The sequence below is a fragment of the Pseudomonas sp. S2_H01 genome, from assembly GCF_054668305.1.
In genome coordinates, this window is the sequence record NZ_CP162756.1 from 2,062,726 (window position 1) to 2,076,751 (window position 14,026).

At 59.5% G+C, this 14,026-nt stretch carries 12 protein-coding genes and 2 tRNA genes; 13 read left to right on the plus strand and 1 reads right to left on the minus strand.

Features of this window, described 5'->3' with window-relative positions:
• Positions 1–252: 252 nt before the first annotated feature.
• The 6 genes from AB4N84_RS09045 to AB4N84_RS09070 all read left to right on the plus strand — a co-directional run bounded on the left by AB4N84_RS09045 (position 253) and on the right by AB4N84_RS09070 (position 5,472).
• Complete coding sequence (locus AB4N84_RS09045) at positions 253–2,490, plus strand: AsmA family protein (protein WP_460046045.1); 2,238 nt, start codon at positions 253–255, stop codon at positions 2,488–2,490.
• 186 nt (positions 2,491–2,676) lie between these two features.
• Entirely contained in the window at positions 2,677–3,744 is a 1,068-nt protein-coding gene (gene mutY, locus AB4N84_RS09050; RefSeq protein WP_460046975.1) for an A/G-specific adenine glycosylase, read from the plus strand.
• Positions 3,741–4,013, plus strand: coding sequence for an oxidative damage protection protein (locus tag AB4N84_RS09055; protein WP_074758025.1), 273 nt, complete (start codon positions 3,741–3,743; stop codon positions 4,011–4,013). Before mutY ends, AB4N84_RS09055 begins: the two co-directional genes overlap by 4 nt.
• A gap of 102 nt (positions 4,014–4,115) precedes the next feature.
• A tRNA-Phe gene (locus AB4N84_RS09060) sits at positions 4,116–4,191 on the plus strand.
• Positions 4,192–4,347: 156 nt separating this feature from the next.
• Complete coding sequence (locus AB4N84_RS09065; RefSeq protein WP_074758023.1) at positions 4,348–4,839, plus strand: hypothetical protein; 492 nt, start codon at positions 4,348–4,350, stop codon at positions 4,837–4,839.
• Between the two features lie 90 nt (positions 4,840–4,929).
• Entirely contained in the window at positions 4,930–5,472 is a 543-nt protein-coding gene (locus AB4N84_RS09070; RefSeq protein ID WP_460046047.1) for a cytochrome b, read from the plus strand.
• A gap of 73 nt (positions 5,473–5,545) precedes the next feature.
• Here AB4N84_RS09070 and gabP read toward each other — a convergent pair whose 3' ends face one another.
• Positions 5,546–6,937, minus strand: coding sequence for a GABA permease (gene gabP, locus AB4N84_RS09075; protein ID WP_460046049.1), 1,392 nt, complete (start codon positions 6,935–6,937; stop codon positions 5,546–5,548).
• A gap of 422 nt (positions 6,938–7,359) precedes the next feature.
• Between gabP and AB4N84_RS09080 the strand changes: the two genes are divergently transcribed.
• The 7 genes from AB4N84_RS09080 (at position 7,360) to AB4N84_RS09110 (ending at position 13,739) form a co-directional block, all read left to right on the plus strand.
• A complete protein-coding gene (locus AB4N84_RS09080; RefSeq protein WP_074758019.1) occupies positions 7,360–8,133 on the plus strand; it encodes an ABC transporter ATP-binding protein in 774 nt (257 codons plus the stop codon).
• Positions 8,134–8,146: 13 nt separating this feature from the next.
• Positions 8,147–8,911, plus strand: coding sequence for an ABC transporter substrate-binding protein (locus tag AB4N84_RS09085; RefSeq protein WP_346828653.1), 765 nt, complete (start codon positions 8,147–8,149; stop codon positions 8,909–8,911).
• A gap of 69 nt (positions 8,912–8,980) precedes the next feature.
• Positions 8,981–9,676, plus strand: coding sequence for an ABC transporter permease (locus AB4N84_RS09090; protein ID WP_346828652.1), 696 nt, complete (start codon positions 8,981–8,983; stop codon positions 9,674–9,676).
• The gene (locus tag AB4N84_RS09095) at positions 9,673–10,362 is read left to right on the plus strand and encodes an ABC transporter permease (RefSeq protein ID WP_074758013.1); all 690 of its coding nucleotides are present in this window, start codon (positions 9,673–9,675) and stop codon (positions 10,360–10,362) included. Before AB4N84_RS09090 ends, AB4N84_RS09095 begins: the two co-directional genes overlap by 4 nt.
• Before the next feature lie 129 nt (positions 10,363–10,491).
• Positions 10,492–11,697 carry a methyltransferase gene (locus tag AB4N84_RS09100; protein WP_460046050.1) on the plus strand — a complete coding sequence of 402 codons (1,206 nt, stop codon included), beginning with the start codon at positions 10,492–10,494 and terminating at the stop codon, positions 11,695–11,697.
• A gap of 296 nt (positions 11,698–11,993) precedes the next feature.
• Positions 11,994–12,069 (plus strand) — tRNA-Thr (locus AB4N84_RS09105).
• Positions 12,070–12,743: 674 nt separating this feature from the next.
• Complete coding sequence (locus AB4N84_RS09110) at positions 12,744–13,739, plus strand: integrase domain-containing protein (protein ID WP_460046051.1); 996 nt, start codon at positions 12,744–12,746, stop codon at positions 13,737–13,739.
• Positions 13,740–14,026 lie beyond the last annotated feature (287 nt).

Genomic DNA, 14,026 nt, shown 5'->3' on the forward strand with positions numbered 1-14,026 from the left:
TGCACGCAAGCATCGGGAGTTTTATCGGCAGAAAGCCTCATTACGTGACATTTCGACGCAGCATGACCCGCGAACGGCGAGAGATTACCATCTGATGCATGACAGGAAGCATTCTGCTACTACGATTTTTCTACCGTTTGTCACTGCATGAACTTCACTAAAGTGCATAAGGCCATCCAAAGCCCGTCGTCTGCGTGAGAACGCTATACTCGCGGGCTAAATTTTGAACGACTCGATTACAAGGACTCGCCCATGAAAGCGTTCGGCAAAATCCTGGGACTATTCATTCTCGGGCTGTTGCTGATCATCGTGGCTCTCGGCTTCGCCTTGACCCATCTGTTTGATCCCAACGATTACAAAGACGAGATTCGTAAACTGGTCCGCGACCGGGCACACGTCGAGCTGACGCTCAATGGCGACATCGGCTGGAGCCTGTTCCCCTGGCTGGGCCTTGAGCTGCACGACGCCAGTGTCGCCACGCTGACCGAGCCGTCAAAACCGTTTGCCGACCTGCAGATGCTGGGCCTCTCGGTCCGTGTCCTGCCCTTGCTGCGCAAAGAAGTGCAGATGAGCGACGTGCGGGTCGAAGGCCTCAACCTGATGCTGACCCGAGATGAAAACGGCCACGGCAACTGGGAAGACATCGGCAAGGTGCCTGCCGCTGCGGCCAATCCCGCGCAGCCCCCCGTCGCCCAGACCTCGCCGGATACCGCACCGGACGCAGCAGCCGCCAAGCCGGACAAGGCCTGGCAACCGCTCAAACTGGACATCGACAGCCTGACCGTGAACAACGCGCGCATTGACTTCAATGATGTGCAGAAAGCCCGGCAGTTCACCGCCGAGAGCATCCAACTGAGCACCGGCCCGGTCCACAACGCCACCGACATTCCGGTGAAGCTGACCGCCTTCCTGAGCACCAACCAGCCGGTGATCCGCACCAAGACAGAACTGACCGGCAAACTGCGGTTCGACCGCGCGCTCAAGCGGTATCAGTTCGATGACATGCGGTTCTCCGGCGAGGCGGCAGGCGATCCGCTGCAAGGCAAGACCCTGACGTTCTCCGCGCAAGGCCAGCTTCTGGCTGACCTGTCGGCCAACGTCGCCGAGTGGACCAACCTCAAGCTTTCCGCCAACCAGCTACGCGCCCTGGGCGAGCTGCACGTACGCGACCTGGACAAGGCGCCACAACTGAGCGGCGGCATTTCCATTGCCCAGTTCAACCTGCGTGAGTTCCTCGACAGCGTCGGCCAGACCGCGCCAACCTTGGGCGACAACAGCCTGACCCGACTGGAAATGGTCAGCCGCATCGCCGCAACGCAGAACAGTGTCTCGCTGGACGATCTGACGCTGCGACTCGATGACAGCACCTTCACCGGCCGAGTCGCCGTGGATGATTTCGCCAAGCAGTCCCTGCGCCTGAAACTGAAAGCCGACACGTTTGATGCGGACCGTTATCGTCCGCCACAGAGCGAACAGGCCAAGGCCGCAGGCGCTGCGCGCAAAACCGAAGTTCAGGGTAACGAAGCCGAGGCGATGGCCGCATCGGGCACCAGCCCGCTGCCGAATCAGCCCACCCAGGTCGCCTGGAGCGACACAAAGCTGTTGCCGCTGGAGCGCATGCGCAAGCTCGACGTCGACGCCGATCTGAATTTTGGCAAGCTGACCGTCGAGAAGCTGGCGATCCAGAACGCAGCGCTCAAGACCTCGGCGGCGGACGGCATCATTACGGTCGACAGCCTGCGCGGCGACCTCTACAACGGCAACTTCGAAGTCAAAGGCAATCTGGACGTGCGCCCGGAAGTTCCGCTGGCCAGCGTGCAGACCCACATCGCCAAGGTGCCGGTCGAGCGCTTCATCCAGAGCCAGGGCACCACGCCTCCGCTGCGCGGCCTGCTGAATCTGAACAGCGACGTCACCGCCAAGGGCAACAGCGAGAAAGCGCTGGTCGAAAGCCTCAATGGCACCGCCAGCTTTGCGCTCAACGACGGCGTGCTGGTCAACGCCAACCTAGAGCAACAGCTGTGCCGCGGCATTTCGGTGCTCAATCGCAAGACACTGAGTGGCGATCCACGCGGCAAGGACACGCCTTTCCAGCAGCTCAACGGCAATCTGACATTCCGTAACGGCGTGGCGAGCAACCCGGACCTCAAAGTCCGCACGCCGGGCCTCACGGTCAACGGCGACGGCGACATCGACTTGCGCGTGCTGGGCATGAATTACCGCGTCGGCGTGATCATCGAAGGCGACAAGAGCGACATGCCGGACCCGGCCTGCGAAGTGAACCCGCGCTTTGTCGGCATCGAATGGCCGATCCTCTGCCGTGGCCCGCTGGAGCTGGGCGCCAAGGCTTGCCGTCTGGATAACGAAGGGTTGGGCAAAGTGGCCGCAAAACTCGCCACCGATCGTATCGGCGACAAGATCGACGAAAAGCTGGGGGACAAGGTCAGTCCTGAGCTCAAGGACGCCATCAAGGGATTGTTCAAGCGCTAGCGGCTCTGCTGCCGATATCTCCCGGCAGCAACCAAAACCTGTAGGAGCTGCCGGAGGTTACGACGGTGGCGAACGCGGTGTGTCAGCCTCCTGATCGGGCACAGACATACTGCGTTCGCCAGCAAGCCGGCTCCTACAATCCCGAGACCCACTGGCCTCACCTTTTTCCTGAACACCGGAACCATGATGCAACCCGAGCAGTTTTCCTCCGCCGTCCTCGACTGGTACGACCGTCACGGCCGTCACGATCTTCCCTGGCAACACGACATCACGCCCTACCGCGTCTGGGTGTCGGAAATCATGCTGCAACAAACCCAGGTCAGCACCGTGCTGGGTTATTTCGACCGGTTCATGGAAGCGTTGCCCAGCGTTCAGGCCCTCGCCGAGGCGCCGGAAGACGAAGTCCTGCACCTGTGGACCGGCCTGGGTTACTACACCCGCGCCCGTAACCTGCAGAAGGCCGCGAAAATCGTCGTCGCCGAACACGGTGGCGAGTTTCCGCGCGACGTCGAAACGCTCACGGAGCTGCCCGGCATCGGTCTGTCCACCGCAGGCGCCATTGCCAGCATCAGCATGGGCATTCGCGCGCCGATCCTCGACGGCAACGTCAAACGCGTTCTGGCGCGTTTTACGGCGCAAGAGGGTTATCCGGGTGAGCCCAAGGTCGCGAAACAAATGTGGGCGACTGCAGAGCGCTTCACGCCTCACAGCCGGGTCAATCACTACACCCAGGCGATGATGGACCTGGGCGCCACGCTCTGCACGCGCAGCAAACCCAGTTGCCTGCTGTGTCCACTGGAACGGGGCTGCGAAGCCCACATGCTTGGCCAGGAAACGCGCTACCCGATCCCCAAGCCGCGCAAGACCGTCCCGCAAAAACGTACCTTGATGCCGATATTCGCCAACGATCAAGGCGAGATCCTGCTTTACCGTCGCCCCTCGACCGGTTTGTGGGGCGGGCTCTGGAGCCTGCCGGAACTGGACGCCTTCGATGACATGCAGCATCTGGCCGATCAGCATTCGCTGGAGATGGGCGAGCATCAGGCACTGCCTGGGCTGGTCCACACGTTCAGCCATTTTCAACTGACCATCGAACCCTGGCTGGTCCGGGTCGAGGAGTCCGGCCATCACGTGGCCGAGGACGACTGGCTCTGGTATAACCTCGCCACCCCGCCTCGCCTGGGCCTCGCTGCCCCGGTGAAGAAGCTGCTGCAAAACGCAGCCGACGTATTGAACGCAGGAGAGTCGTCATGACCCGAACCGTAATGTGCCGCAAGTACAAAGAAGAATTGCCCGGCCTGGACCGCCCACCGTACCCAGGCGCCAAAGGCGAAGACATCTACAACCACGTTTCCCAGAAGGCCTGGGCCGACTGGCAGAAACACCAGACGCTGCTGATCAACGAGCGCCGCCTGAACATGATGAACGCCGAAGACCGCAAGTTCCTGCAGGCCGAGATGGACAAGTACCTCTCGGGCGAGGAATACGCCAAGGCCGAAGGCTACGTTCCACCGGCCGAATAACCCTTTGCAGACGGTGTTAATCGTAAGCGGAGGAAATAATTCAAATTTTTTTAAACAACACGCTTGACGACCTCCTGAAAAACACGTCTAATGCGCCCCGTTGCCCAGATAGCTCAGTCGGTAGAGCAGGGGATTGAAAATCCCCGTGTCGGCGGTTCGATTCCGTCTCTGGGCACCAAAATACCGAAAAACCCCTGCATCGAAAGATTCAGGGGTTTTTTATTGGCTACGATTTTTCGGGACAATCACGCCCGGCTACCCTTGGTAAATTCCGGCGGCTGCGATTCAATAGCCCACCGCAAAATCACCCTCGCCTGCAAAAGGACCGACGCGCATGGCCTCCCCAGACAAACAGCAAAAACGCGCCCAGCGGGCCAAAGCGAAGGCCAAGCAGAACCGTTCCGGCAAGGGCAAGCCGAGCCCGGTGCATCCGGTGCTGAACCACCCTTCCGTGAATGAGCCGTTCGATGACGTTTTCCTCGACCTGAGCAAATTCGACTTCAACGACATCATGGAGAACGGCTTCGAGCCCGCCGACTACGACGATCTGTTCCAGGCAATGAAAGCTGCAGAATCGATCAGCCTGCTGGCGATGTGCGTCGTGTTCCTGCAATACCCGGTGCTGGAGCTGGTGATTGCCGAGGAAGAAGAAGACCCGGCCACTGATTTCCTGATGGCCTTGTTGATCGTTTACCGCGGCATCTTCCACGACGAAGAGGAAGAGGTGACTGTCGAATGGCTGGGCAGCGACGAATTCCAGGACGCCTACAACCTGGCGTCGGACATCCTTCAGCGCAAAAACGCTCGCGACGCCGGTCGCCGCTAACCCGCCAGTTTTAATTTGCATGACACCGGTCAAGACGGTAGCTTTGCGCCATTACGAGAATGCAAATCCTTCTCAATAAAGGCTTCCGTTTTGACAGATCTTCACTCCTCTTCGCCGGCCGCCTCGGCGGACGAATCGAACGCTTACTCCAAACCCCGAATTGTCCTGCATTGGCTGTCCGCTGCCGTCATCCTGTGGGCGACCTTCAGCGGCTTCGGCGTGGTGCTGCTCGATCAGAATCACCCGTTCCGGCAATGGGTCGAGTCGTTCAACCCGCAGTTGACCAGCCTCTTCATCCCGTTTTTTGCCTGGCGCCTGTGGCTGGCCCTGCGTGCCGAACCGCGCGCTTCACGCAAACCACAGGAAAGGCTGGCCCACACCGTCCACATGGGCATCTACGCCGCCGTGTCGGGCGTTCTCATCACAGGCGTTCTGATGATGACCCACCCGGTCACGCTTCTGGCGCTCATAACGCTGCCACAGCTCATTCACTCGAATATCGCGCTGCTGCAACTGCATGAACTGCATCACGTCCTCTGCGCGATTCTGGCGGGGCTGGTGACGCTGCATCTGGCGGCGGTGGTGATGCATCACATGAGGGGGAAGTCAGTGCTGGGAAGGATGATCAAGTAGCAAAAAAAACGGCCACCCTCATCACTGAGGGCGGCCGCCTTTATCTCGCCAGCAACGCCGGCTCAATCACTTATCAATTGAGCACAACCTTGCCCGCTTTTACCGCTTTGCGACGGCTCGATACGATCAAGCCGGCTGCGACGACGAGGAGGCTGAGCAGGCCGGTGGCGACGATTTCCATGCGGTGGCCTTCCTGGAACAGCATGATGGTCAGCACGGCGACGATGAACACGATCACTGCCCAGGTCAGACCCGGGAACAGCCACATGCGGAAGTCGATCGGCTCGCCAGCAGATTCACGCTTGCGGCGCATGCGCAGTTGGGAAACGGCGATCACCAGGTACACCAGCAGCGCAATGGCGCCGGAGCTGGCCAACAGGAAGTCGAACACAGCGGCCGGTGCAACGTAGTTGGCGAACACGGCGGCGAACGCGGCGCCGGTCGACAGCAATACAGCCCAGTAAGGCGTACCCGCTTTGCTGGTGCGCTGCGAAATGGCAGGCGCGTCGCCGCGTTTGCCGAGGGAGAACAGCATGCGCGAAGCGGTGTAGAGCGCCGAGTTCAGGCAGCTGGTCACTGCAACCAGTACGACCAGATCCACGATCAGTTTGGCGTTCGGAATGCCCATCATGTCGAGCACGGTCTGGTACGAACCGACTTCGGCCAGACGGCTGTCGTTCCAAGGCACCAGCGCGACCACCAGGAAAATCGACAGCAGATAGAACAGGCAGATCCGCCAGATCACCGAGTTGGTGGCCTTGGTGATTTGCTGGCCCGGATTCTTCGATTCCGCCGCCGCGATGGTGACGATCTCGGTGCCCATGAACGAGAACATGGTGGTCAGCATGGCGGCGAGCACGGCGCCCATGCCGTTCGGCAGGAAGCCCTGCGTGTCATACAGATGGCTGACGCCGCTGACCTGGCTGTTCGGCAGCAGGCCAAACACGGCCGCCACACCCAACACCACGAAACCAATAATCGCCAGGACCTTGATCAGCGCGAACCAGAACTCGAACTCGCCGTAGTTCTTGACGCTGAACAGGTTGGTCGCCGTGAGCAGCAGCGTGATGATCAGCGTAAACGCCCAGATCGCTATGTTCGGGAACCACGCATGAAGAATGGTGGCAGCGGCGTTGGCTTCCAGCGGAATCACCAGCACCCAGAACCACCAGTACAACCAACCGATGGTGAAGCCCGCCCAGTGACCGATCGCGCGGTCGGCGTAGGTCGAGAACGATCCGGTGTCCGGCGACGCAACGGCCATCTCGGCCAGCATGCGCATCACCAGCACCACCAGCGTACCGGCTGCGGCGTAGGCCAGCAGCACGGCTGGACCGGCTTCGGCGATGGCGTGACCGGAACCGACGAACAAACCGGCGCCGATAACACCTGCAATCGACAGCATGGTGATGTGCCGTGGTTTGAGCCCTTGATCGAGATTTGAAGCGTTTGCGGTACTGCTCATGAAAGCAACCTTTGAGGATTTTTTATACGGATCAGGACTGTTTGCGATCACTCGTAAAAAGATCACAACAGCACTGTTATTTATTTTTTACGCAAGAAGTACGCCAAAATATTTCAAAAACGACGTCGTGCGTGGATAGGCCCGTTGCAGAGGCATTCGGTAAGTCTCTGAAGGGAATAGCATTTCGCCATTCACGTAGGAATTGTTACCGAGCGCAACAGGATAGAGACGTTTACCTGCACCGAAAATACACAGAGGCGACCGATTAGCACCAAATAAGCGCACGAAAGTGACCTTTGATCGTAACAGTGGCCGAAATACCCTTCACGACGGCGTTTAAAGCTGGCACCATCGCGCCCTTTTTGCGCAAAGCCAGCTCAATGGCCGCGCGCGGCAGACACACCGACACATGAGGAGTCCACATGGCTGAGGCCACGCCCGCCCTGGAAATCCGCAACCTGCATAAACGTTACGGTCAGCTGGAGGTGCTCAAGGGCATCTCGCTGAGCGCGCGCGATGGCGACGTGATTTCGATTCTGGGCTCATCCGGCTCCGGCAAATCCACGCTGCTGCGCTGCATCAACCTGCTGGAAAATCCGCATCAGGGTCAGATCCTGGTCGCCGGTGAAGAACTCAGGCTCAAAGCCACCCGCAAGGGTGAACTGATCGCCGCCGACAACCGTCAGATCAATCGACTGCGCAGCGAGATCGGCTTCGTCTTTCAGAACTTCAACCTTTGGCCTCACATGAGCGTGCTCGATAACATCATCGAGGCGCCGCGTCGTGTGCTCGGTCAAAGCAAGGCCGAAGCCACTGAAATGGCTGAAGCCCTGCTGGCCAAGGTCGGAATCGCGGACAAACGCCACGTGTATCCGGCGCAACTGTCGGGCGGTCAGCAACAACGCGCCGCCATCGCGCGCACGCTGGCAATGCAGCCTAAAGTCATCCTGTTCGACGAACCCACTTCAGCGCTGGACCCGGAGATGGTGCAAGAAGTGCTAGGAGTGATTCGTGGTTTGGCCGAAGAAGGCCGGACCATGTTGATGGTGACCCACGAAATGAATTTCGCCCGGCAGGTATCCAGTGAAGTGGTTTTCCTGCATCAAGGGCTGGTAGAAGAACAAGGATCGCCGCAGCAGGTCTTCGATGACCCGCAATCGGCGCGCTGCAAACAATTCATGTCCAGCAATCGCTAACGGAGCAACATCGATGCAGACCCTGAAAACATTCCTGTTGGCCGCTGCCGCTACCCTGGCCGTCGTCACCAGTGCTTTTGCTGCCGACACCCTGAAAATGGGCATCGAAGGCGCCTACCCGCCGTTCAACAACAAGGACGCCAGCGGTCAGGTCGTGGGCTTCGACGTCGAAATCGGCAACGCCCTGTGCGCGAAGATGAAGGTCACCTGCGAAGTCGTGACCTCCGACTGGGACGGCATCATCCCGGCCCTGAACGCGCAGAAGTTCGACTTCCTGATCTCCTCGATGTCGATCACCGAAGAACGCAAGCAGGCCGTTGACTTCACCAACCCGTACTACTCGAACAAGCTGCAGTTCATCGCACCCAAAGCGACCAACCTGGGCGCGGACAACGAGTCCATCAAGCAAGCGCTGAACGGCAAGACCATCGGCGCACAGCGCGCGACCCTGTCCGGCACCTGGCTGGAAGACAACTGGGGCGATGCCGTCACCGTCAAGCTCTACGACTCGCAGGAAAACGCCTTTCTGGACCTCGCTTCCGGCCGTGTAGACGCGCTGCTGGGCGACAAATACGCGAGCTACGAGTGGCTGAAAAGCAAGGAAGGCCAGAGCTTTGAGTTCAAAGGCGAGCCATTGCCGGGTGACGACAAGATCGGCATCGCCGTGCGCAAAGACGATCCCCTGCGCGAGAAGCTGAACGAAGCGCTGAAGGAAATCATCGCCGACGGCACCTACAAGAAGATCAACGACAAGTACTTCCCGTTCAGCATCCTCTGATCTGCCCGACCGACGCCGCCGCGCTGTATCCCTAGCGCGGCGCTGCCCGTCCTCTGACCAAGCAAAGCCATGAACCTCGATCTACAAGGATTCGGCCCGGCCCTTGCGGCTGGCGTGCTGATGACGATCCAGCTCGCCCTGTCCGCCCTTTGCCTGGGCCTCGTCCTCGGACTGCTGGGCGCACTCGCCAAGACCTCGCCCAATCGCGCCCTGCAATGGATTGGCGTGACTTACTCGACCCTGGTGCGCGGCATCCCCGAATTGCTGTGGGTGCTGCTGATCTACTTCGGCACCATCAGCAGCATGCGCGCCATCGGCCATCTGTTCGGCATTCCCAACCTGTCGCTCAGCGCCTTCGCCGCGGGCGTCATCGCGCTGGGGCTGTGCTTCGGCGCGTACGCCACCGAAGTGCTTCGCGGCGCCATCCTGTCGATCCCAAAAGGTCATCGCGAAGCGGGATTGGCATTAGGCATGTCGCGCTCGCGGATCTTCATCAAGCTGGTCATGCCGCAGATGTGGAGGATCGCACTGCCAGGGCTCGGCAACCTGTTCATGATTCTGATGAAAGACACCGCGCTGGTGTCGGTCATCGGCCTTGAAGAAGTCATGCGCCACGCACAGATCGCCATCACCACCACCAAACAGCCGTTCACCTTTTATATGGTCGCGGCCTTCCTGTACCTGGGCATGACGGCGGTGTCGATGATCGGGCTGGCGTGGCTGGAGAAACGTGCATCGATCGGATTCGTGAGGAGCGCATCATGAGCTGGGAATTCGCCCTCAAATGGCTGCCCAAACTGCTGCAGGGCGCCACGCTGACGCTGGAGCTGGTCGCCATCGCCGTCGTTGCCGGCCTGATCTTAGCCATCCCGATGGGCATTGCGCGCGCGTCGCGTAACGTCTACGTACGCGCCCTGCCCTTCGCCTACATCTTCTTCTTTCGTGGCACGCCCTTGCTGGTGCAACTGTTCCTGGTCTATTACGGCCTGGCGCAATTCGAGGCCGTGACCCAAGGCCCGCTGTGGCCTTACCTGCGCGAGCCGTTCTTCTGCGCCGCCCTGATCATGACGCTGCACACCACGGCCTACATCGCCGAAATCCTGCGTGGCGCGATCCAGGCCGTTCCACCGGGCGAAATCGAAGCCGCCCGCGCCCTCGGCATGTCCAAAGGCAAGGCGCTGCTGTACATCATCCTGCCCCGCGCCGCCCGCATCGGCCTGCCCGCCTACAGCAACGAAGTCATCCTGATGCTCAAAGCCAGCGCCCTGGCGAGCACCGTCACCCTGCTCGACATCACCGGCATGGCCCGCACCATCAACGCCCGCACCTACATGCCCGAACAGAGCTTCTTCCTGGCGGGCCTGATCTACCTCGTGATGTCCTTCGTGCTGGTGCAAGGCTTCAAACTGCTGGAGCGTTACCTGCGAGTGGATGCGAGCCAGGGACGCTAAGCACCGCCCGACCTGACGCCATCCACCCTGTGGGAGCGAGCTTGCTCTGGGCCGCATCCGGACGAAGACTGACGCCCAGTCACCAAAGCCCGTAAGCTTCCCCAACATCCAAAAACCGCCGCCCAGCCAATGCCCATCCACCCCGCCGACCTACAATCCCGCTTCCACGCCCTCGACACCTTCCTGCTCGAGCATCAGGCCCTGTGGCGCCCAAAACCCTTCACCCATCGCCATCTGCCGTGGGAAACGCAACACCCAGAATTATCCACCTGGCTGCGCCAACGCTCTCTAGAAGAAGCAGAAGCCGCCCACAACCACCCCGAACAACTCGACGCCCCCCAACCGTTCGCAGCCATCGCCCAGCAATCCAAAGCCCTGAGCGACATCGACGCCCTGCCCCGCATCGACCTGGAACACGTGTCGTCACGCATGAGCGTCGACGTCCCCGGCCGCAAATGGCAACAGATCGAAGCCTTCGCCAGTAGCCTCAGCTTCAAACACACCCCGACACACTGGCTCGACTGGTGCGCCGGCAAAGGCCACCTCGGCCGCCGCCTCGCCCACCACGGCCAAGCCCTCACCTGCCTTGAATACGATGCAAAACTGGTCGAAGCAGGCGAACAGCTCAGCCACAAACTCGGCATCACCGCCCAGCACCTGCATCAAGACGTCATGGCCGCCGACGCCGACGCCCGATTAAACGCCACCCACACCCCGGTCGCCCTGCACGCCTGCGGCGACCTCCACGTGCGCCTCATGCGACTGGCCAGCGACGCCCACTGCCAAACAATGGCCATCGCCCCGTGCTGCTACAACCGCATCGCCAGCGGCCACTACCAGCCGTTATCGACAGAAGGCCTGGCATCGTCCCTTCATCTGTCCCTCGACGACCTCGGCCTCCCACTGAGCGAAACCGTCACCGCAGGCGCCCGCGTCCGTCGCCAACGCGACACCTCCATGGCCCGCCGCCTCGCCTTCGACCTGCTGCAACGCCAACTGCGCGGCATCGACGACTACCTGCCCACCCCATCGCTCCCCAGCGCCTGGCTCGACAAACCCTTCCCCGACTACTGCCGCGACCTCGCCGAACTCAAAGAACTGCCCGAACCCGGCACACAGGATTGGCCAGCGCTCGAAGCCGCCGGATGGCGACGACTCGCCGAAGTCCGCAACCTCGAACTCCTGCGCAACCTCTTCCGCCGCCCCCTTGAACTCTGGCTCATCCTCGACCGCGCCCTCTACCTGCAACATCGCAACTACCACGTCCGCATAGGCACCTTCTGCGACAGCCACATCACACCCCGCAACCTGCTCATCCTCGCCGAGCGAAAATGAACCACTTCGAGCGTACTGCCCTGTGGATAACTCTGTTGACTAAATTCCGCCGAACCTACAAACCACGCGCCTCGCAAACGATTTAACAAATTGTTCACTTTTTATACAGGTGTTAAATTTGCGACAAATCAGTAGCTTGCGAACCAATGAGAACCATTCCACAAAACCGCTATCTCTCGCCCTTTCGATGGACCCATTGTGAATAACGGTCCTAGGGTTCCGGCATAAGCACCGCAAAAAAAGTGAAATTAAGGCTTTACTCGACAAACCAAATCCCTATAATCAGCGCCCACAACGCCGGTATAGCTCAGTTGGTAGAGCAACTGACTTGTAATCAGTAGGTCCCGGGTTCGACTCCTGGTGCCGGCACCATAGATCTAGCGAAAAAGGCTCACCGAAAGGTGGGCCTTTTTTGTTTGTGTTGTCCCGTTCTGAATCCCAAAGTGCGATTAGCCTCCGGTGGCTCGCAAGATCACAGCGATGTGATGGATTCCTACTTCTACCAGAGTGCCCGCTGCGGCAACTCATATCCCTTTATAGCTGCCCTGCGGCAACCTATCTGCTTGGCCATTTCATTGCGCCAACCTTAGCCCGTCTCTTTCTCCCGGAAAGAGACGGGCGCTCCTACCGCTGCTGCAGGCCAACTCGTAAAAGGCTTTGCGGCATTTCCCCTCTCGACAATCGGCGTGACAAACACCGAAGTCACCAGCAACAGCGATGCAGATGATGGTGCCGCAGCCCAGGGAATGGACTGCACCTGACTGACAGTCAGGCATGCCCCGGTCATAGCATCACTGCCTTCACCCGACTCAGGTTCTCGCAGCATTGGTCTCGTCAGACAGCGCAGCCTCCACCCGCCCACGTCTTCGGAAGCGTTCAGGAGGCCAGATCATGAGATGCCCAATCTCCCGGTCGTAGCCGCCGGTCCCGCGTTAGTGGACAAACCTCACAGGTCGCAGGGGCCTTGATCCCTGATAACACTCAACATTCTTGGCGGAATGACGTGGGGAAAGCTTCAGAGATTTGGCTTCGACAGGAGTTCGATCATGGCATTGGTCGGTAGACGGGATGGGCGCAATTTTGGCTATGGACGGCAACTGAGTTATGCGGGGCCACAAGCGCTGAAAGATCTGTTTGGCGGTGTGCATTACGGGACGGTCAAAGCGCACAGTGATCGCTGGCAGGCGTTTGTTCGGTGGTGTCGGTCGGAGGATGGACCAGGATTTAACGATGCGCGGCAGATTGATCGGCAGGCCTTACTGGATTACGCAGGACACTTACGCCAGCAGGTTGCAAAAGGAGCTATCGGCATCGCGAACGCGCAAAACCGATTGTCCAGCCTGAACCGAACCATGGCCGCGCTTCGCGGTGATCAGTCCGTGAAAGTACCGAGCCCAAGCAAGGCGTTGGGAATGCAGCGGGCCAGTGTTCGTCGCTCAGTGCCGCAAGGCCAAGACCGCGAACAGGTGAATCGGATCATCGACGAGCTCTGCGAACAGAATCCCCGTGCCGCAGCCGTTATGCAGTCGGCACGCGCCACTCGCATGCGATTGCGCGAGGCGATTCTGGCCGACCTACCACGCCTCAAGCGCGAAGCCAAACATTACGGCAAGATCAATATCCAGGATGGAACCAAGGGTGGACGCTCGGGGGCATCTGCGCCTCGCTGGATTCAGGTAAATATTCAAATCCACGAAGCACTCAGCTATGCCGAGCAGGTCTCTCCCAACGGTAGTTGCAACCTGCTGGCACCGAACGAAAGCTACTTCGACTTCCAACGGAGAGTCGTGCGACCCGCCCGGGACTTCCTACATACGAACAACCTCAAACGCTTCCACGAACTACGCGCAGCTTACGCATGCGAACGCTATAAGCAGATCACCTTTCATCTAGCGCCTATCAACGGCGGCAGATGCAGCCACTTAGATCTGCAACTCGATCGAGAGGCACGCTCACAAATCAGTTATGAACTGGGGCATGGTCGAAGCGACGTGGTATCGGCCTACATTGGTGGTCGACAATCATCAGACCATTCGATATAGAGCTGTTCCTGGTGGGGATCCAGACAGGGTCGCATGCCACACGCCAGCGCCATCTACGCCAAGCAAAGACCATTCAAGCCGCGATCTCTGATCGCTGGTACCGAGACACTCCATGGACGTGGCAGCACAAGCATCTCACCTGGTTTCTAAATCAACAAACAGCCGGCTCCCATTAATATTACCTTCTAACCTCGAGGTTGATAGTTCGTCAACTCGGAAAAAAATGGCTCTTAAACAATACCCCCTGACAGAAAAATTATCGCATCAATGACCTTAATGGACATAAC